This window comes from Paenibacillus kobensis NBRC 15729 (genome assembly GCF_004000825.1).
GTDB lineage: Bacteria > Bacillota > Bacilli > Paenibacillales > Paenibacillaceae > Paenibacillus_T > Paenibacillus_T kobensis.
Genome location: NZ_BILZ01000005.1, coordinates 47,201 through 70,469, shown reverse-complemented (window position 1 = coordinate 70,469; position 23,269 = coordinate 47,201). Strand labels below are relative to the sequence as shown.

General features: G+C 57.1%; 1 protein-coding gene and 1 pseudogene. Both read left to right on the top strand.

The features are described from left to right. Positions 1-54 precede the first annotated feature (54 nt). Entirely contained in the window at positions 55-18,435 is an 18,381-nt protein-coding gene (locus tag PKO01S_RS05095; RefSeq protein ID WP_127530233.1) for an SDR family NAD(P)-dependent oxidoreductase, read from the top strand. 15 nt (positions 18,436-18,450) lie between these two features. After that, positions 18,451-23,178 (top strand): annotated as a pseudogene (locus PKO01S_RS29870) (SDR family NAD(P)-dependent oxidoreductase); the annotation flags it as partial. Positions 23,179-23,269: the final 91 nt, after the last annotated feature.

The window sequence follows — 23,269 nt, the reverse complement described above, 5'->3', positions numbered from 1 at the left end:
AGGGCTCGTTCCGAATAGGACGACAACAGAACAAGACGGGAGGGGAATCGCCCTGTGAAGACCGAATTTCGCTTTCACAGCAATCATCCGATCCTGGCCCATCATCAGGTGATGGGCCGCGGTATGCTGCCGGGATTGGCTTATATCGATCTATGTTACCAATGGTTCAGGGAACGGGGATATGCTTGCTCGGAGCTCGAACTGCGCCATGTGACCATCTATCGTCCCGCAACCATTCGGGAGAACGAGGAGATGCTGCTGGAGCTTCATTGCGCCGAGATGCAGCCGGGACATTGGCAGATCCGGGTGGATGAAGGAGGAAGCAGGACAGATGAAGGGATCTCGGCTCCATTCATGACCGCCGAGATGTACAGCTGCCCGCCGATCGGGTTCGAAAGTTCGATCGATGCGGACCGAATCCGCACTTCCGCCCGCACTTCGACGGATATGGAGGCGGTATACGAACATTGCCGGACTCACGGGCTCGTCCACTCTGGCTTTATGCAGACTGCCGGAAGGCTGTTCGACGATGCCGATTCGATTCTGCTCGACCTTACCGTGGCTGGGGATCATCTCGGGGAAGCGGATTTCTTCCTGTTCCATCCGGCATTGCTCGACGGCAGCTGCGTCGGGGCCGGAGCACTATTTACGGTAATGGCTGAGGATCAGCAGCTGTTTCTTCCGGTATGCTACGAGGCCTTCCGTGCTTCCGAGCCGATTCAATCGGGCTGTATCGCTCGAATGAAACGTTCGTCGGTGCAAGTACAGGGCGAAGTCGTGTCGCTTACTCTGGAGTATTTTAATAGCGAAGGACGTAAGATCGGCGAGCTGGAGAACTTTGCGATGAAGCTTGTCCGTGATGTGGAGGCGGTGAACACGGAGAAAGCTAGTGCTCCGTCGTTGCCACGGGATTCTTCCTTACCTGCGTCGGCAGATGCGATGGAAGCCTTACGCCCTGCTGTAGCAGGAGCACGATTGTTCTTACGGCAGCTGATCGCAGAGCGGGTCAATCGAGAGGAGAAGGACATCCATATACGGGCGGGTTATTACGAAATGGGGCTCGATTCAGCCAACCTGTTGGCGGTAGCCAAGGCCGTGGAGACCCGCATCGGGACTCCGGTCGCGCCGACGCTGTTATTCGAGTATGCGACGATCGTTCAACTGGCCGAATATTTGGCATCCGCTTATCCAGAGAGCTTTGCTTCTGCTCAGAAGGAATCGGAAGAACGTTATGCAGTTGAGCAAGATAGCGGCATGCGTTCCGCTGCAGCCGATAAGGCAGCGTCCGCAGCGCCCTCAGCGTCTGTTCCCGTTCGAAGCGGCGACATTGCGGTCATCGGCATGGCCGGGCGATATCCGGAGGCAGCCGATCTCGAAGCGTTCTGGACGAATTTGAAGGCCGGCAAGGATTGTATCCGTGAGGTGCCCGCTTCGCGCTGGTCATCGGAACGGCTTGAGACGCTTCGTTCCCCGTCGGGGAAGAAGATGTCCCGCTGGGGCGGATTTATCGACGGCCCGGATTGCTTCGATCCGCAATTTTTTAGAATTACGCCGCGGGAAGCGGAGACGCTGGATCCGCAGGAACGGTTGTTTCTGGAAACCTGCTGGGCAACGATCGAAGATGCGGGGTACACCCCCGGCACTTTGGCGGCACCGGCGGGACCGCACAAGCGCAGGCGCATTGGTGTGTTCGCCGGCGTGATGCATAAGGATTACGCGCTGCTCGGAGCGGAAGCGGCGGCGCAAGGGCATCCGTTCCCAGTGTCGCTGAACAATGCTCCCATCGCGAACCGCGTGTCGTATTTTTGCAATTTCCACGGCCCGAGCATTGCCGTCGACACGGTATGTTCCTCATCGCTTACAGCCGTCCATCTGGCCATGGAGAGCATTCGAAGCGGAGAATGCGAGGCCGCATTGGCAGGCGGGGTCAATCTGTCGCTGCATCCGGCTAAATATGCAACATACGGCTTGATGGACATGCAGTCCAGCGACGGCCGCTGCCGGACGTTCGGCAGCGGGGGCGACGGTTACGTATCGGGCGAAGGCGTGGGCGCAGTGCTGCTTAAGCCGCTGGACAAAGCGATCGAGGACGGGGACCATATCTATGCCGTACTCAAAGGCAGCATGATCAATCACGGCGGAACGGCGAGCGGCATTACGGTGCCGAGCCCCGTGGCGCAGGCTGACTTGATCGGCGAATGTTTCGAGAAGGCGGGTATCGATGCGCGTTCCGTTTCCTATATCGAGGCGCACGGGACCGGCACGCCGCTCGGCGATCCGATTGAGATGGACGGACTCGTTAAAGCTTTCCGGGCGCATACGAACGATGTCCAATTTTGCTCGATCGGCTCGGTGAAATCGAATATCGGCCATGCGGAGTCGGCTGCGGGCATTTGCGGACTGCAGAAAGTGATTTTGCAGCTCCATCACGGCATGCTGGTACCGTCGCTGCACGCCGAGCAGCTTAATCCGCATATCGGGTTCGAGCAGTCGCCTTTTTATGTGCAGAAGCGGTTGGAGCCATGGCAGCGGCCTATCGTTGCCGTCGATGGCAAGGAGACAACCTTGCCAAGGCGAGCGGGCATCAGCTCCTTCGGGGCAACCGGCTCTAACGCCCATTTGCTTCTTGAAGAATATATTCCGGCATCCGTTAGGGAGAATCGTACTCCTGATCCATCCGTTGATAGCGACGGTTGTTCGGTGTTGGTGCCGCTGTCCGCGAAAAATAAAGATCGGCTGCAGGCATATGCCGTTCGGCTGGCTAACTACTTGCAGTCCGCTCAGGCTGCACGTGAAGTTGATCTGAATTCGCTCGCTTACACGCTTCAGATCGGACGGGAAGCGATGGAGGAACGAGCCGTCTTCCTGGTTCGGAACGTCCAAGAACTGCTTGCAGGCTTGGAGAAGTTAGCTGGGGGAGATGAGGAGCTGGGCTGCGGATGGTCAGGCAGAGCGCCATCCAATGGGGACAGCATCCGGCAAGAAACGGCAGCGGAGGCAGAGAGCTTGGAATCTGCTGCCCGCGCATGGTTGCAAGGCCAGGAGATCGATTGGAAAGGGTTGTACCGCGGATCTATGCCGCAGAGGATGAGTCTGCCTGCCTACCCTTTCGCAAGAGAGCGGTACTGGGTGCCGGCAACCGGCGATCAAGCGTCCATGCCAGCCGCCGCGGCCGTCATTCATCCGCTGCTTCATCAGAACGTATCGGATTTCCGGGAGCAGCGTTTCCGTTCAAGCTTTACCGGCCGGGAGTCCTTCTTAGCGGATCATCTCGTGAATGGACAGCGGATGCTCCCTGGTACAGCATATATCGAGATGGCTCGGGCTGCCGTAGCGTTGTCTGCTGGCGAGCTGCCAGGGGGGCAGCAGGGCATTCGACTCAAGCATCTTGTTTGGTCCAATCCGCTTGTTGTTGGCGAGGGATCGGAAAGCGTTTATATCTCGCTTTTCCCTGAAACGGATCATGAAATTTCGTACGAAATATACAGCTCGGCGCCTGGCGGGGAGCCAGTCGTCTACAGTCAAGGCAGTGCCGTTCTTACAGCTGGCACGGAAGAGGTCCCGAGTCTCGATCTGGACCGGCTGCGCACGGAATGCTCGGATTCTAGCATAAGCGCGGATGCCTTATACGCGATGTTCCGGTCGATGGGGATCGAATACGGCCCTTCCCACCAAGGGGTAGAACGGCTGTGCCAAGGCACTGGCCAAGCGCTTGCCGAGCTGGCGCTGCCTATTGATCCGGCATCATCGTCCGGTACGAATGCTTATGTCCTGCACCCGGGTTTGATGGACGCAGCACTGCAAGCGTGCATAGGACTTGATCCGGCAGGAGCAGGTGCATCGGGTACGCCGCTTGTCCCCTTCGCGCTTGAGGAACTGGTGCTCCATGCTGCTTGCGTTTCGCGGATGTGGGTATGGATTCGCTACAGCCAAGGAAGCAAGGCGAATGCGCCGGTGCTTAAGTTTGATCTGGATATGAGCGATGAACAGGGCAACGTACTCGTTCAATTGAAAGGCTTGACCGTTCGCGCACTGGATCTGCAATCGTTGGCAGTAACAAGGACACCATCACCCGTGACCTTGTTGCTGCACAAGGAATGGGATCAAGCGGCAGCCGATGGCGAGCTTCCGGCAGCGGACCGAGACGTTAATCGCATTGTGCTGCTAGGCGGGCAAGAGCTATGTGAACCCGCTGAGCTTCAATCCAAGCTTCACGGGGTTGATTGCATCGCTTTACATAATGATTCGGCTAGTGCGGCAGCACACTTCCGCGACGCCGCAGTTGAGTTGCTCGGATTCCTTCAGGGCATCCATCGGAGTTCGTCGGAGAATGGTCCGTTGATTCAGTTGGCGGTATCCAGTCACGGGGAAAACCGGTTGTACGCCGGACTGTTCGGCATGCTGAGAACGATGCGGCTTGAAAACCCTACAATTGCGGTGCAGTTAATCGAGTTCGAGTCTGGGGAGCCATCCGATTCCATCGTGCGCAAGCTGGAGCAGGACAGCACGGATTCGCTTCATGACCATATCCGCTATGAAGCTGGCCAACGTTTCGTTGCCATCCGCAGGGAGGCCATCGAAGAAAGCCGCGAACAACCGTCTCCGATGCCGTGGAAGGACGGAGGCGTCTATCTGATTACCGGCGGAGCGGGCGGACTCGGACTCATTATTTCCGGGGAAATTATACGTTCCGTCAACCAAGCGGTTGTGGTGCTAACGGGCCGCTCCGATCTGAACGAAGCGAAGGAAACAGAGCTTCGAGAGCTGCGCGGAAACGGTGCGCGCATCCGCTACGAGAAGACTGATGTAACCGACCGTGCTGCGGTTTACCGACTCATGGAAAGTATCCGCACCGAGCATGGCGAGTTAAGCGGCATCATACACAGCGCGGGATTGACTCGCGACCGTATGCTGATCCGCAAAACGGCTGAGGAGCTGCAAGAGGTGCTGGCTCCGAAGGTGGACGGTCTCGTTTATCTGGATGAAGCCAGCAAGGACATGCCGCTCGACTTCGTCATCGCGTTCTCTTCGGCGGCGGGCAGTCTAGGAAATCCCGGTCAGGCGGATTACTCGGCCGCGAACGCATTCATGGATGCCTATGCCCAATACCGCAATGAGCTTTATCGTTCCGGTTTGCGCAATGGCCGCATGCTGTCGGTGGGCTGGCCGTTGTGGGAGGAAGGCGGGATGAGACCGGATGCGAAGACGGAGGAAATGCTTCTCGGAAGCAAAGGGTTAATTCCGCTGCGGACGGAATCCGGGATGCAGGCTTTGTACCGGGCATGGTCATCGCAGAAGGACCATGTACTGGTGCTGGAGGGGAACCCTCCCCGTCTTCGTGAGGAGTATGTAGACGGTTCTCCGATTGGGTCGGACCGTTTCGTCCATTCCAATTCCGAGCCTCATTCGGGGACGGCTATTACGGAAGAACAGGAAGCATTGCGCAGCAACACGGTTCGGTATCTCATTAAGCTGTTGTCCGAAGTGACGAAACTGCCAATGAACCGGATCGATGCCGAAACTTCCTTAGAGGAATATGGGATGGATTCGATTGTAGCTATGCAGCTTACGGGCGAAATGGAGAAAACGTTCGGCACTATGCCGAAGACGCTGTTGTTCGAATACCGGAATCTGAAGGAATTGGCGGAATATTTGATTCGGTCATACGAGCATAAGCTATTAGCCCGTTTCGGTACTCCGAACAATCAACAAGCTGCTAAGGAGAAGCGGGATCCTTCGCCGCCCAACGTGCTCGTATCTCGCTCCCGGGCGAACAGCAGGTTCACGCGCCGCGGGAACCTGTCTCATGAGGTTGAAGAAACGAGACCATCCGCTCCCCAGACGGATATCGCCGTTATCGGCTTATCAGGCCGTTATCCCGGAGCTCGCGGAATGGACGAGTTCTGGCAGGTATTGAAGCAAGGGAAAGACGGCATTACAGAAATTCCGAAGTCGCGCTGGGATGACAGCCGCCGTCGCAATGGGAATGAGGGAGGAGGCGCCAGACGCTGGGGCGGTTTTATCGACGGCGTCGACGAATTCGATCCTCAGTTCTTCAACATCTCGCCGCGCGAAGCGGAAACGATGGACCCGCAAGAACGGCTGTTTCTGGAGCGCGTCTACGAGGCGATGGAGGATGCAGGTTACGTGCGCGGTCTAAGCGGTGCTTGCGGTTCTCATCATACGAGCAGCGTCGGCGTATATGTCGGAGTCATGTACGAGGAGTATCAGCTCTATGGCGTTCGCGAGCAGTTGCAGGGAAGATCCGTGGCGCTTTCGGGCAACTCGGCTTCCATCGCTAACCGGGTCTCTTATTATTGCAATTTTCATGGCCCGAGCATGGCGGTTGCGACGATGTGTTCGTCCTCTTTGACCGCGATTCACTTGGCTTGTCAAAGCTTGCGGCAGGGCGAATGCGAGCTGGCCGTCGCCGGAGGCGTCAATGTTTCGGTCCATCCGAACAAATATATTTTGCTGGAGCAAGGGCAGTTTGTATCGAGCAAGGGCCGATGCGAAAGCTTCGGACTTGGCGGCGACGGCTACGTGCCGGGCGAGGGAGTCGGCGCTGTCCTGTTGAAGCCGCTTCATAAGGCGGTCGCCGATGGAGACCCGATCTACGGGGTCATCAAAGGAACGGCCGTCAATCATGGCGGCAAAGTAAACGGGTATACCGTTCCGAACCCGAATGCTCAAGCGGAGGTCATCGGCAAAGCGTTGCGCGAGGCGGGAGTCGATGCCAGAACCGTGTCGTACGTGGAAGCTCACGGAACAGGAACTTCCCTAGGGGATCCGATTGAAATTGCCGGGTTAGCCAAAGGTTTCGAGACCTATACGCAGGACAAACAATTTTGCGCTATCGGATCCGTTAAGTCGAACATTGGCCATTCCGAAAGCGCAGCGGGAATCGCCGGGTTGACCAAAGTGCTTCTGCAGCTCCGGTACGGCCAGCTTGTCCCTTCCCTGCATGCGGAAGAGCTGAATCCGAATATCGATTTCGCTCAGACGCCGTTTGCCGTCCAACGGGAGTTGACGGAATGGAACCGGCCGGTGCTTAATCTTGACGGCGAGACGAAGGCTTATCCTCGGACTGCTGGCCTATCATCGTTCGGCGCGGGCGGATCCAATGCCCATATTGTCATTCAGGAGTACGTTCCATCCGAGCCGGCTATTTCGAAAGGGATGCAGGATCGCCCAGCGGTTTACCCTGCGCGTCCGGCACTCCTTCTGCTGTCCGCGAGAACCGATGAGCGGCTTCGCGAGCAGGCGCAGCGTCTGCTTGAGGCTATTCGCAACGAATCATATACGGATGCGGATTTGCCGAATATAGCCTATACGCTTCAAGTCGGACGCGAAGCGATGGAGGAGCGTCTGGCACTGCAGGCGGACACGATGGCAGATGCCGTACGGATACTGAATGCTTACGTAGAGGAACATGCAGATCTCCAATCCTTCCACCGGGACGGAGTGAAACGCAATAAGGAAATGCTGACTCTCATCGCCCAAGATGAGGACATGGCTGCAGCGGTAGGCAATTGGATAGCGAAAGGAAAGTACGACAAGCTTCTCGAGCTGTGGGTAAAAGGCTACGCCATTGATTGGTCCCGGCTTTACTCCGACGCCGGTACCGTTCCAAAGAGAATGCGGCTTCCTTCTTATCCTTTTGCTAGGGAAAGGTACTGGATCGCCAGCGAACAGCATGATGGCGGCACAGCGAATCATGATGCCAAGACGGATTATCTGCATCCGCTCTTGCACGCCAATACGTCGGATATGGCCGAACAGCGGTACACTTCGGCATTTACGGGAGCCGAGTTTTTCTTGGCCGATCATGCCGTCGGCGGTCAGTCGCTGCTGCCAGCCGCCGCTTTTCTGGAGATGGCAAGGGCTGCGGTTAGCGATGCGGCAGCATGCTTGACGGAAGGGCCGTCGGCAATCCGGCTGACGGACGTGACGTGGCTTCGTCCTCTCACAGCGGGAACGCAGTCGGCTCAAGTGCATATCGGACTTACGCCGGGCGAGGGAGAGGAGATTTATTTTGATATATACGGTAATGAGGAAGAAGGCCCGGTAATCCTGTACAGCAGCGGCTGTGCAGAACTGTACGCTGCCGAAGAGGCCCCAGTCCTCGATCTGGACGCGTTGTATGATCATGGCCGACTCCAATCGTTCGATGCGGCTGGCGTATATGACAGCTTCCGTTTATTGGGGATCGAGTATGGCCCGGGCCACCAGGGCATCGAGCGGCTCAGCGTCGGCGGTGGCCAAGTGCTGGCGGAGCTTTCCTTACCGGATTTTCTTGCTGAGACAGAAGACCGGTACGTGCTGCATCCGAGCCTGCTTGATTCCGCGCTGCAAGCATCGATTGGACTGCGTCTGGCTGAAGCGGACATAGGGAGAGATGCCAGCGGGCTTTATTTGCCTTTTGCACTGGATGAGCTTGAAGTGACCGGAACCTGCTCATCCCGGATGATGGCTTATGTGCGTTATAGCGAAGGGAGTTCGATCGGCGGGAGCGTCGAGAAATTCGATCTCGATTTGTGCGACCGGCAGGGGAAGGTTTGTGCTCGATTAAGAGGGTTTACCGTTCGCAAAGCCGAGGCTGCGGGGATTGGGCAGCATCAGGGAGAAGCGCGGCCGCTAGCGGCCAAGCCGCAGATGGAAACGTTACGGTTGCTGCCGGTCTGGAACACGGTTAAGCCTGAGAGGAAGTTAGGCGCAGCAGCAGACAGCGCTGGCGGCATATTGGTCATTGGATCCGCCGGGGAACTGCGGGAACAGATGCTGCGGCATTGGGCCGATGCTTCTTCGCTGGAACTTGCGCATGGCGATACAGAGGATGTCATCGCTCTGCGGTTAGAGGCGATAGGCCCGGTAAGGCACATCATATGGATCGCGCCGGAGGATCCGATTGAATCTGCTGCCGACGAGGCGTGGATCGAAGAGCAGGAGCGCGGGGTACTGCAAGTATTCCGCCTCATTAAGGCGCTTCAGCTATTGGAGTATGGCAGACTGACGCTGGAATGGACACTGGTGACGGTGGAGGCGCTGCAGATCTATTCCCATGACCGGTTGAGAACCGCCCATGCCAGCGTCCACGGACTGGCGGGCGCGATAGCGAAAGAATATCCAAGCTGGCGGATTCGCGTGGCGGATCTGGAAGCGGACAAGGAGACGCCGCTATCCAGCTTATTCGAGCTTCCGTCTGATCCGCAAGGAAACTCGTGGGTTTATCGTACAGGCGAGTGGCATACGCAGAAGCTCGTCCCGATCCGGGAAGCTGCATCGGAACCGACTCTTTGCAGACCAGGCGGCGTGTATGTGGTGATCGGAGGCGCCGGCGGCATCGGTCAAGTCTGGAGCGAATATATGATTCGGACTTACCAGGCCAAGATCATATGGATCGGCAGACGGGAGAAAGATGCCGGTATTCAAGCTCACATCGACCGGCTTGCGGCTGCAGGGACGGCTCCCGAATATATAGCTGCCGACGCGACTGACGTGCAGTCGCTTCAGCGTGCTTATCTGGCCATCAAGCAGCGCCACGCCCGCATTAATGGCGTCGTGCATGCGGCGCTCGTTCTGTTGGACCAGTCGCTCGCGAACATGGACGAAGAGCGGTTCGAAGCGGCGTTATCCGCCAAAGTTGACGTTTCCGTACGGATCGGACAGGTGTTCCGGAACGAGCCGCTCGACTTTGTGCTGTTCTTCTCTTCCGTCAATGCGTTTGCGCGATCCGCAGGACAAAGCAATTACAGCGCAGGCTGCGCGTTTAAGGATGCGTATGCCGGTTATTTGGCAGGGGCATGGCCATGCGCGGTCAAAGTGATGAACTGGGGCTACTGGGGCAGCACAGGGGCCGTCGCTTCTCCGGAATACCGGGAACGCATGGCGCAGAGAGGGATCGGCTCGATCGAACCGCCGGAAGCGATGGAGGCGCTCGAGGAGTTGCTCGCAGGCCCGGCGAATCAGATGGCGCTCATCAGAACCGCTAACCCCGGGCTGTCGGGAATCATCGATATTCAGCAAGCCGTTTCGGTCTATCCTGCACCGGAGTTCTCGTCGCGCGACGCCGTCATTTTTAATCTTATGCTTGATGATAAGAGAGAATTGCGGAATCGGAAAGCCAAAGCGCTCGGCGATCCGGCTGCGAGTGAGATCGAACGTCTCATTGCGCGTCTGCTGCTCATGCGGCTTCGGACAATCATAAGCGGGGCGGAGCATGGCGTGCAGGACAAAGCGATGTTCGCCAAATGGATGGAAGCAAGCGTTACGCTCTTAGCGAAACATTGGGGAGCAACTGACCCGTTGAACGATATGCCTTGGGAGTCGGAGGATGCTCTCTGGCAAGAGTGGGACGAGCGCAAGAAGGATTGGCTGAACGCCGAAGGATTAAAGGCACGGGTTGTGCTTGCGGAGACGATGCTGCACGGTCTGCCGGATATCGTAAGCGGCAGGCGCCCAGCAACGGATGTGATGTTCCCGAACTCCTCGATGAGTCTGGTCGAAGGAATCTACAAACATAATTCGCATGCGGATTACTTCAATGAGGTGCTAGCGGATACGGCATACGCTTACTTGGAGCAGCGAATACGGCATAACCCGGCTGCAAAGGTCCGAATACTGGAAATCGGCGCAGGCACAGGCGGTACGAGCTGTGAGGTGCTGCGCAAGCTGCAGCCTTATCGGGATTCGATTCAAGAGTACGCCTATACGGATCTCTCGCGGGCCTTTCTTCTGCATGCGGAGAAGGAATATGGTCCGCAATATCCGTTTTTGACTTATGACATCTTCAATGCGGAGCAAGGAATTCAAGAGCAAGGGATCGCCGCCGGCAGCTATGACGTAGTCATTGCGGCGAATGTTCTGCATGCGACTCGGGACATCCGTACCGTACTGCGCAATGCCAAAGCGCTGCTGCGCAGCGGGGGCATTCTGCTGCTGAACGAAATTACCCGCAGCGATCTGTTTACGCATATTACGTTCGGGCTGCTCGACGGCTGGTGGACGTACGAGGATGAAGCGCTGCGCGTGGCGGGTTGTCCGGCGTTGGCTCCGGATACTTGGCATGCGGTGCTTGCCGAAGAAGGTTTCGAACGAATCATCTTCCCGGCCAGCTCTGCTCATGAATGGGGGCAGCAGATCGTTGCGGCGCACAGCGACGGAATCGCAAGGCAGGTTGTGAAGACAGCACCAGCCGCAAGAGCAGAGGACCGCCGTGAGGCGAAGGCTCAAGCGGCTGCGGCTTCCGCAAGTTATCGTCCGGAAGCGGCAGAGAGTCCGCGCGCCGCAGCAGTACCGCAAGAGAAGGAACTGCTGCGCGAGAGGAGCCGCAACTATTTTAAAGGACTAATCGGAGAAGTGCTCAAGCTGCCAAGCCACCGGATCGACACATCGGAGCCGCTCGAAAGCTACGGCATCGATTCGATTCTCGTCGTTCAACTGACGGATGCGCTTCGCGGCACGCTTGATTCCGTCACCTCCACGTTGTTCTTCGAGCATCGGACGATCGATTCGCTGGTCGAGCATTTTATTCGGACACAGGAGGAGAAATTGCGGAAGCTGGTCGGCATGGAGAACGTGAAGGCAGGGGCGACCGCGGCTTCCGAAGGCAGCACGTCCGGCTTTTCATTGCCTGCTCAGACGCATCGTCCGCGCAAGCCTGCGGGAAGAAACAAAGGAAGGTTTGTTTCGAGGTCGGCGATGTCAGAGCTGCAGCATTCCTCTTCCATAACGGATGTACCGAAGCCGTATGGGAGAGATGTTGCGGTCATCGGTTTGTCCGGCCGGTTCCCGATGGGCGGCGGGACAGATGAATTATGGGACAAGGTGAAAGAGGGAAGAAGCTGCATCTCCGAAATTCCGGAGGAACGGTGGGACTGGCGGAAGTTCTACGACGAAGAAAAGGGCAAGAACGGCTCGATGTATACAAGATGGGGAGGCTTCATTCCAGATATCGATGCCTTCGATCCAATGTTCTTCCGTATATCGCCGAAGGAAGCGGTCCAAATGGACCCTCAGGAGCGATTGTTTTTGGAAACGGCTTACGCTTCAATCGAAGACGCAGGGTATACACCAGCCAGCCTGAGCGGCAGCCGGAAGGTCGGCGTATTCGTAGGGGTGATGAACGGTAATTACCCGACAGGGGCCAGCTACTGGTCCATCGCCAATCGAGTGTCTTACTTGATGAACTTCCAAGGACCAAGCATGGCTATCGATACGGCCTGCTCATCATCGCTAACAGCCGTGCATCTGGCTTTGGAAAGCCTGTACAGCGGAATGAGCGAGTGCGCCGTCGTGGGCGGCGTGAACTTGATTGTCGATCCTGTTCATTACTTGAAGCTGTCGGCAGCGACGATGCTGTCTGCCGGTGAAACGTGCAGGGCGTTCGGAGCTCAAGCGGACGGCTTTGTTGACGGAGAGACGGTATGCTCGGTCGTGCTGAAGCCGTTGGAAGCCGCCATTGCGGATGGCGATCATATTTATGGTGTTCTGAAGGGCAGTGCTTTGACTGCGGGAGGCAAAACAAACGGTTATACGGTTCCTAATCCCGACGCACAGCATGCGGCGGTCGCTGAAGCGCTGCGCCGTTCCGGCGTTCCGGCCCGAACCATTTCGTATGTGGAAGCGCATGGTACGGGGACGGCACTGGGAGATCCGATCGAAATCGCCGGGTTGACCAAAGCGTACGAACTTGAAACGTCTGATAAGCAGTTCTGTGCGATCGGATCGGTGAAGTCGAATATCGGCCATGCGGAAAGCGCTTCGGGCATGGCAGGTCTGGCCAAGGTGCTGCTTCAATTGAAGCACCGTATGATTGCACCTACTCTGCATGCACGGGAATTGAATCCGAACATTGTTTTTGCCGAGACTCCTTTCGTCGTTCAGCAGGAGGCTGCGGAATGGAAGCGGCCGCTTGTCGAGATCGGCGGGATACGCAAGGAGTATCCTCGTCGAGCGGGGATTTCCTCCTTTGGTGCCGGTGGAGCGAACGCACACCTTATCGTGGAAGAGTTTATTGCGGAAGGCCGGATCGATGAACGGACAGAAGCTGCGGTACATCAGCCGGCGCTAGTCGTGCTGTCGGCGAGAAACGGAGACCGGCTGAAGGAGCGGGCTTCCCGTCTGCTCGCTGCATTAGAGAAGAACGGTTATACGGATGCAGATCTTGCGAATATTGCTTTCACTCTGCAGGTCGGCCGCGAGGAGATGGAGGAGCGCTTAGCGTTTACGGCGGGCTCCATCGAGGAACTGAAGCAGAGACTTGGCAGTTATTTGAAGGAAGAAGGCTACCAGCCGGATCTGTACCTTGGGCAAGTAAAGGCGAACAAGGACGTGCTGGCAGCGTTGACTGCGGATGATGACATGCAAGAGACGATGGCGAATTGGATTCGGCGCGGTAAATACGGGAAGCTCCTCGACTTATGGGTCAAAGGGTTGAAGGTGGACTGGAACGGGCTGTATGACGGCTTGTCCGTTAAGCCGCGGAGACTCTCCTTGCCGACTTATCCGTTCGCAAGGGAACGGTATTGGATGGCGGGCAGTCCTTTCCCGTCCGCAACTAGCCTTGATGTCGACGGGCAGAAAGTTTCGAGAGACGGACTATTAGACCCGATTCCGGTTGGCTCGGCGATGCCGCATGCTCACGATGAACCGATGACGTTCGAGGAAGTCTGGCAGGAAGAGACGTTAGCGCCTGCCAGCGCTGAACGGGTTCCGCCGAGAACGGTGGCATGCTTACTCTCGAACCCTAGGAATCAAAAGGCTTTATCCGATGCGATGAAATCTGTCTGGCCTTCGGCGAGGCTCGTATTTATTAGTGAACAAGCGGACAGCGGACAACGTCTCGGCATGGATAGGTATGATGTCCAGGGCGGCGGCCGTTCCTCATTAGAGGAGGCATTCCGCGACATCGCTGGCAAGTATGGAAGCGCCGATGCGGTGCTCTATCTATGGCCGCTCGAAAATCCGAGTCATATCCACGACCCGGCCGCCTTGATCGATACGATTCAAGCGATCGCTTCTTCGAAATCCGATACGCGGACGCTGGTTGCGGCAGCCGCCTTCGAGAATGAGCTTGACCGCTGCTACGCGGAATCATGGATCGGGATTCAACGCTCGCTCCGGAACGTTCTGCCGAATACGGCCATGACGGTGCTGCTCTCTGCGGCTGGCTTGCATGACAAGGAACCGGACATGCGCGAATGGGCGGAACGAATTGGCGCAGAGCTGCGGGCATCCAACCTGCGGAACGTGTTGTATACGGAAGGTCAAAGGCGTATCTGTATGGTTAGGCCGACATCGGATGCAACCTCTGTGCGGCCGGTATGGAAGGCTGGGGGAACCTACCTGATCACGGGCGGTTGCGGGGGGCTTGGCTATTTGTTAGCCGAACACGCAGCAAGAACGCACCGGGTTCAACTCGTCTTAACCGGCCGTTCGGTTATGGATGACGGCATAAGGAAGAAGATCGACTCGCTGGAAGCGATGGGAAGCCGTGTGGAATACGTGCAGGCGGATTTGTGCGATCTTCCTCGGATGAGGGAAGGGCTCGCCCGAGCCAAAGCTAGGTTCGGCCCGATTAACGGTGCGGTCCATGCAGCAGGCATTCAGGTGAATCGAAGCGTGCTGGAGAAGGACGCGGAGGAGTTCCGGCGGGTGCTGCGGCCGAAGACGGAAGGAACGGTTGCCCTGGACGAGCTGCTGCGGGAGGAACCGCTTGATTTCTTTAGTTTATTCTCTTCGTCCTCGGCAGTATTAGGCGATTTCGGCTCATGCGACTATGCCGCGGGCAACCGGTTTCAGATGGCGTTTGCGAATTATCGGAACGCTTTGCGGGAACAGGGGCTGCGTCACGGCCATACGGCAGCTCTCGGCTGGCCGCTATGGAGGGACGGCGGCATGGGATTCGCAGAGGAAGAGCAAAGCGGCATGTATCTAAAAGCGAGCGGTCAGCGGTTTCTGGAAATCGGCGAAGGGCTCGCTTTATTCGACCGGTTGATGGTTCAGCCCGGAGAACGGCACTTGGTGCTGGCGGGCGACCGCGGAAGGATCGAGCGGTTTCTGGGCTTGACCGATTCCGCAGCCGCAGCTGCTCATCCTGTTCCTGCTCCTGTGGAGCTCGTTTGTTCGGTCAACGGCCCGCAAGCCGTCGGCGGCGAGATTGACGCGGAGAAATGTTTGGAGCGGGATATAAAAGAGCATATCGAGAGCTTACTTAATATCCCGCCGAACAAACTCGATATCGAGGAGAATTTGGTTGATTTCGGCTTCGATTCGATCTCGTTGACGCAGTTCGCTTCATTGCTGTCCAAGCAATACGGGATCGACATCGGACCTTCGTTATTTTACGGCTATCCGACGATTGAGAAATTGATCGGGTACTTCATGTCCAGCCATGCGGAGACGATTCAGGCTTATTACGGACGTGCGGAAGAGGCAGCGAGCCAAGTCCAAGAAGTGCAAGTCCAAGCCCAAGTAAGCCCAGTACCAGTATCGAAACCGGAGCAACCTCTTACCGGCGGGTATTCCGTATCGGCCGGCGTTCCTGAGCTGTCGGTGCATCCATCCGAAAGGGCTGCCGTTGCCGCCTTCGCACCGGAGCCGATCGCCATTATCGGAATGAGCGGACAGTTCCCAGGCGCGAACGACATCGAAGCATTCTGGCGCAATCTGGAGTCAGGGGAAAGCGCGATAAGCGAAATTCCGCCTGAACGATGGGATTGGCGCAATTACGACGGCGATCCGCAGAAGGATCCCCGAGCAAGCAGTTCCCGTTGGGGAGGATTCGTCTCGGATATTGACCGGTTCGATCCGCTGTTCTTCGAGATTTCACCGAAGGAAGCGGAGCTGATGGATCCTCAGCAGCGGCTGTTCCTCGAGGAAGCCTGGCATGCTCTAGAGGATGCAGGCTACATGGGCGAGCGGATACGAGGCACGATGTGCGGGGTGTACGTCGGAGCGGAAGAGAGCCAGTATGCGGACGTTACCGGAGGGGCCGGCCAGATCAGCTCGAATCAGAACGCGACCCTGTCGGCGCGGATCGCCTATAAGCTGGACTTGAAGGGGCCGAATTTTACGTTGACAGCCTCATGCTCTTCCGGGCTCGTCGCCGTGCATCAAGCTTGCCAAGCATTGCGAAGCGGCGATTGCGACATGGCGGTGGCGGGCGGAGTCAGCTTGACCGTCTCGCCTCGCATGTATGCCGGGCTTAGCAAAGCAAATATGCTTTCTCCAGACGGCACATGCAGCGTATTCGACCGGCGCGCCAACGGGCTGGTGCCGGGAGAGGCGGTGGCCATCGTCGTGCTTAAGCCGCTGTCGAAGGCAATCGCGGATAACGACCGTATTTACGGCACTATTACGGCAAGCGGCGTGAATTACGACGGGCAGACGAACGGCATTTCTGCTCCGAGCCCGCTGAGCCAGGAGCAGCTGATTAAGCAAATTTATGAACGTAACGGCATACGTCCCGAACGTATCGGATTCCTGATGGCCCACAGCGTTGGAGCAAAAATAGGAGATTCGATCGAAATCGGGGCTCTTTCCCATGCGTTCCAATCGTTCACGGATGCGAAGGCGCACTGCGCCATCGGCTCCGTCAAGCCGCTTATCGGGCATACTTTCGCGGCTTCTGGCGTCGTTAGCCTCATCGCCATGCTGATGGCGATGAAACATAAGACGATATTGCCGTTGCCTGGCTTCGGGTCGTTAAGCGAATTGATCAACCTCAGAAATAGTCCGTTTCATATCGCGAACGAACGGCAGGAATGGAGAGCGTCGGCCGGCGGACCAAGGCTTGGCGCGATATCGACTACCGGCATTAGCGGGACTAACGCGCATGCGGTGATTGAAGAATTTATTCCTCCGTCTGTTGGCAGGAACACTGAGGATCATGACCAAGTCTCGCATGCCATTGTCTTATCCGCACACAATGCTGAGCGCCTGCAAGCAGCCGCCCGGCAATTGGCGGATTATTTGCAGGACAACCGTACTGCGGGCGTCACATTGCGTGATTTGGCCTATACGCTGAGCGTGGGCCGAGAGGCGATGAAAGCCCGTCTAGCTATCGTGACGGCATCGAGGGAGCAGCTTATTACTCAATTGGAAGCTTATCTTGCGGATTCGCCGGATGGGCTTCTGCGTGAGTCGGCTGTATATGCCGAACATGCGGCTGCTGCCAGCGAAGGGAACGCCGGCTTGACGCTGTCTGCATCGGAAGCTGCAGAGTCTGTCGCAACGGCACTCGAGAAACGAGACCTTATGCGGCTCGCATCGATGTGGGCCGAGGGAGGACGGGTTCCATGGGCCAAGCTGTTCGTGGCCGGAAGCGCGAGCATCGTTTCATTGCCGGGGTATCCTTTCAAGAAAAGAAAATGCTGGCCGAAGGCGGACCTTACTGATTCTGTGCCGAAAGCTGCTAAAACCGCTGATCGCTTACGCCCGTCGAAGGCCGACGAAGGCAACAAAGCAGCGGAGCTGTACTCGTTTAACGCAGCCGACCGGACGACCGATTTCGAGGAAGAGTATTTGACTTTCTGCCCGTTCGAGTCCCGGATTCCCGGGTTCTCGATGAGCAGAGTGATGCTGAATCCGGATCAATATCCGGAAGAAGCGGCGCTGGTCAAAGCGAAGCAGGTGGAACTGCGGCAGGTGCTGTTCTATAAGACGGATTTCCGCCGTCTTCGTTCCGTGCTGGACATCGGCTGCGGTCATGGAACCGATGTTATTCAAATCGCGTCGCTCTATCCCGGCATCCGGACGCACGGCTATACCATATCCGAGGGGCAGGCGGAGCTGGGCAACAAGCGCATCGAAGGCATGTACCTAAGCTCCCGGGCAGAGATATTCCATCGGGACAGCTCGGTCGACAAGTTCCCGTCCCGCTACGATCTCGTTATAGGGATCGAGGTATGCTGCCACATTCCGGATAAAGCAGCGGTGTTCTCGAATATCGCCGGTTCCTTGCAGGATGACGGCCAAATTGTACTAATGGATTTTATTGCGAATCTGCGCGGGCCAATCGTCGATTCGGACATTGGCATTGCCATCGCGACTTCGCCGGAATGGGCTGGCGTTTTATCACGCTGCGGGCTGGCTATCGAGGAAATTGTCGATGTTTCTTCTTGGATCGCCAATTATTTATACGACCCCGAATGCGAGCGGAATACGGAACATTTGGTGCCGGTGGCCCGGGATTCTCTGCGAAGCTATGCCAATAATGCCGTATCGCTAGAGCGGGGTTGGACCAGCTATTGCTTGTTCAGGATCCGTAAGAATAAGCTCCTGAGCGAGTCGGAGTTGAAAGCTCATAATGAGCGCAAGCTCGCGAACAAAACCCCTTACGCAGAAGCGCTGGAGGAAATGAAGCGGCTCGGACAGATTCCATATCCGCCGAGCGTCGGCAGCGCAATTGGGGAAACACTTCCAACGCTGTAGAAGGGAGCAATCAGGATGATTTCTAGCAATAGGCCGGATCTGTTACAGGAACGGCTGGACATGGTCAAAGAAAGTTTGGCGCTCGTGTTCGAGCAGGCTCTCGGATTGGACCGGGAGGAGCTGATGGAGTCGGAGTCGTTGAAGGAGCTCGGCATTTCGTCCGTTAATTTGGTCGAATTGCTAGAAGCGATCAACGTCCGGTTCGACCTGGCACTGCCGACGAGCATTCTTGTCGCATGCCACGATTTTGATGCGTTGGCTGCTTTTGTGGCCGATCAACTGCAGGCGGGCGTTCCCGTGCCGCCCGTTCGACCGGAAGCGGAACCGGAGGCTGCTGGATTGGACTCGGTTGCGGTTATGGAGCCGGAGCCGGTTGTTATTTCATCTCTTGAGTCTTCCCGCGAGAAACGAACGGAGCAACACCCGTTCATTCCTAAGGAGGCGGATCCTGCTGGATCCGTCTCGGGAGGAATCGCCGTCGTCGGGCTCTCATGCCGCACCGCCGGTGCCGCGAATCAAGACGAGTTCTGGGAAGTGGTCTCGCAAGGAAAAGACTGCACGCGTCCGATCGACGATCCGGACTGGCTTGCTTTTCTGCAATCGCACTCCTCCGCGCCTGTTCCGCTGCGTTATGGGGCCATGGACGGGATCGAGAACTTCGATCCGCTGTTCTTTAATATATCGCCTAAGGAAGCGGAGGCTATGGACGCGGCGCAGCGCATCGTTCTGCAGGAATGTTATAGAGCGCTGGAAGACGCCGGCTATGCGCGGCCAGGCGGCCAGGTCGGCACGTTCATCGGGTCCATGGGATATCCCGCCGTGCAGGATTATTCGCATCACGCCATGCTCGGCACCGACACTAGCATCATGGCGGCCCGCATTGCCTATTGTCTGGATCTCAAAGGGCCGTCGCTTGCGGTCAACACGGCGTGCTCTTCTTCGCTGGTTGCCATCGACCTTGCCTGCGAGAAGTTGAGAAACGGCGATATCGATATGGCCATTGCCGGCGGAATTACGATTTATACCCATCCGGGGGCGTTTCTGTTCATGAACAATGCCGGCATGCTGTCTCCTACGGGACAGTGCCGTCCATTCGACAATGAAGCGGACGGGATCGTGGTGGGTGACGGCGTCGGGATTGTTATTTTGAAGCGGCTCGAGGATGCCAAGCGCGACAACGATACGATATACGGTGTCATTCGGGGGAGCGGCACGAATCAAGACGGGCAAACGTCGGGCATTACGGCGCCTAGCTTCCTCTCCCAGAGCCGGTTGGAGCAATCGGTGTATACGCGGCACGGAATTAATGTCGAGGATATTCAGTATACGGAAGCCCATGGAACCGCAACAAAGCTTGGCGATCCGGTCGAGGTCCATGCACTGAGCCATGCCTTCAGCCAATTTACGTCTAACAAGCGGTACTGTGCGATCGGCTCTCTGAAAGCAAACATCGGACATACGACTGCCGCAGCCGGCGTGCTCAGCTTAATTAAAGTGCTGCTCAGCTTCAAACATAAGCAGATGCCGCCTTCGATCCATTTCAACAAGGAGAATGAACATATCGATTTCGGCAACAGCCCTTTCTTCGTCAATACCAGTCTGCGCGACTGGCCGCTCAATGCGAAGTCGTCGCGGCTCGCCGCCGTCAGCTCGTTCGGCTTCAGCGGCACGAACGCCCATCTTATCATCGAAGCGCATGATGCCGCAGTCATGCCGAGAGATGAGCGGCAGAGGATCCAAGGACAAGGATTGTTCGTCCTGTCGGCGTCTAGCGAGGAAAGCTTGCGGGAGTATGCGGGCTCCGTGCTTGCATATTTAGAGTCGCATCCTGAAACAGACTTCGCCAGCTTCCTGTATACGTATCAAGTTGCCAGAACCTCGATGCCTTATCGGCTTGCTATTGTGTCAGACAGCGTAGAAGGCCTGGCGAAGCAATTGGCGCAGGCAGCAGCGGAACGGCTTGCCCCGGCTTCCGGCCGCTATGTCGGTACGGCCGGCAAAAAGGAAGGCGTCGATATTGCGGATACGGCGGAGGGCCGGCAATTTCTTCAGCAGCTGCTGGAGAGCGGGAAATATAAAAAATTAGCGGAGTTCTGGGCGAACGGAAGCAGCATCGATTGGTCTGGTCTGCAACGGAAAGAGAAGGTAAGGCGGATGGCAGGTCTGCCGACACATCCTTTCGCTTCGGAGAAGTTCGCTCTTCCGGTTATTGCAACCAACACGAGCCAGTCGGCGACCCCGGGCACCGGATTAAACGATTCGATCGTGCATCCGCTGTTGCAGCACAATACGTCCGATCTGGCCGAGCAGAAATTTACGTCCGTCTTTTCGGGCAATGAGTTTTACTTCAAGGATCATGTCGTGAACGGGCAGAGGATTATGCCGGGAGCAGCTTTCCTAGAAATGGCTCGAGCAGCGCTGGAGAAATCGGCGGACGCTGCCGCAAGGCAATCGCTTCGGGACGGATTGGCGGGCGTCCGGCTTCGGCACGTCTCATGGTCTCGCCCTCTCGCTCAAGTCCAAGAGCCGGTTCAAGTCCATATCACCCTGCATTCGGAGGAAGACGGCTCTGTATCCTTCGAGGTATTCTCCGAAACCGGAGAAGAAACGGCCGTGTACAGCCAAGGCCGACTCCTGCTGGAGCCGACCGCCGAGGCTCGTGTGCTGGATCTGGAAGCGGTTCGAGCACAATGCTCCGCAGGGCATTTAGCCTCTTCCGAATGTTATCGCGCTTTCGAGTCGATGGGCATTTGCTATGGTCCGGCGCACCGGGGGCTTGAGGACCTTTACTTGGGAGAAGGGCAAGTGCTTGCCAAGCTGAAGGTGCCCGATTCCGTATGGGGAGACGATGAAACGTTCGTTCTTCATCCGGGCATGCTGGATTCGGCGCTGCAAGCATCACTCGGTCTGCTGATGGGGGAGGAAGGCGGCATGCCAGACCGGCCCCTTCTTCCGTTCGCCGTAGATAGCGTGGAAGTGCTCGGGAAGTGCCGCTCTGCGATGTGGACTTATATTCGTTTCAGCGATGGTCAACGAAGCGGCGGCATACAGACCCTGGATGCCGACGTGTGCGATGAACAAGGCCGTGTTTGCGTGAGCATACGAGGCTTTGCTGTTCGTTCGTTGGACGGCGGGTTCGCCAGAGGGACGACGGAAACGGAGACGGAGACGCTGCTTCTCGAGTCGGTATGGACGGAACAAAAAGCCGGTCATCCAACGCTTTTGGCGGTAAAAGATGCATTCGATCTTCATCTTGTGATGCTAGGCGGATGTGAACGGACAGCAAGCGAGCTGGAAGACTGCTGGAGCGGTAAGCCGCTCGCTGCTGTCCGGCGTTGCCGCGATCTGCATGCCGAGGAAACGGTAACCGGCCTGCGGTTCGGGCAATATGCGGCTCAAGTGCTGGAAGAATTGCAAGGCATTCTGAAGGATTCGTCTATCGGTTCCGCATTGGTGCAGATCGTCATCCCAAGCCGTGGTGACCAGCGCTTGCATGCGGGGTTAGCTGGAATGCTGCAGACCGCAAAGGTGGAAAATCCGAAGCTTGCCGTACAAATTATCGAGGCAGAAACCGGCGTCAGCGCTAGGAATATGGCTGAGATGCTGCACATCGAAGGCGGGAGCCCGCAGGAGACGAAGATCCGGTATCAGGAAGGCCGCAGGTACGTTAACCGCTGGAATGAGCTTGCACTGCTAAGCAGCAATACCGTTGAGGCAATGCCATGGCGGGACGGCGGCGTCTATCTGATCACCGGCGGCATGGGCGGTCTTGGACTGCTCTTCGCGCAAGAAGCGTCCCGGCAGGCCAAGAACTCGACCATTGTTCTGACCGGCCGTTCCCCGCTTAACGAGAGCAAGGAATCCAGCCTTCGGCAGCTTCGTTCCGAAGACGTCAGGGTTGTGTACCGGCAGGCAGATGCGAGCGACCGGGAGGCCATATCTGGACTCATTCGCGACATCGAAGGGCAATTTGGCGGGCTGCACGGTATTTTCCACGGCGCAGGGGTGACGCGCGACAATTTGATCGTGAAGAAAAGCAAAGAGGAGCTTGCAGAAGTTCTGGCGCCGAAAGTGGCCGGCTTAACTTATTTGGATGAGGCGACCCGGCATCTCGCACTCGATTTCTTCGTGTTGTTCTCATCGACGGCCGGAAGTATGGGGAATGTCGGCCAAGCCGATTATGCGGCTGCCAATGCTTATATGGATGCGTTCGCTGCTTACCGGAGCGAACTGAGAGATGCGGGACAGCGCCAAGGGCGCACGCTGTCGGTCAATTGGCCGCTGTGGCAGGACGGCGGGATGAGCGTAAGCGACAGCACAGCAAGGAGATTGCGGGATGCTTACGGCTTTGTGCCGCTGCAGACAGAGAGCGGCATCTCCGCCTTGTACCGGGCACTCGCTTCGGGGCGGAGCCAAGTGATGGTCGTGGAGGGCAAAACTGCCGAATTGCGTAATGCCTTGAGTCAGTTGACGACCGGAACGACTGCTGGCAAAGTTCACGCGCAGCCATTGGCTTCTTCGCACGAGAACGTGAAAGACGGCCGCCGGGACAAAGCCCTCTCGGCAATCGTACAAGCGGTATCCGGCTTGCTTACCGTTCCCGGCCATGAGATTCATGTCGACGCGGAGTGGGCGGAATTCGGCATCGACGCGCATCAGATGAAATCCGCAGCAGAGAAAATAAGCCAGACATGCGGTGTAGAGGTTGCTCCGGCAGAACTGCTTGAACATTTTACGATTCGCCGATTGGCTGACAATGTGGCGGAACGCATGCCAGCCCCGCAGCAGGTCCAAGAACAGGCAGCCGCGCTTCGGTCTGCATCGGATGTCTTGC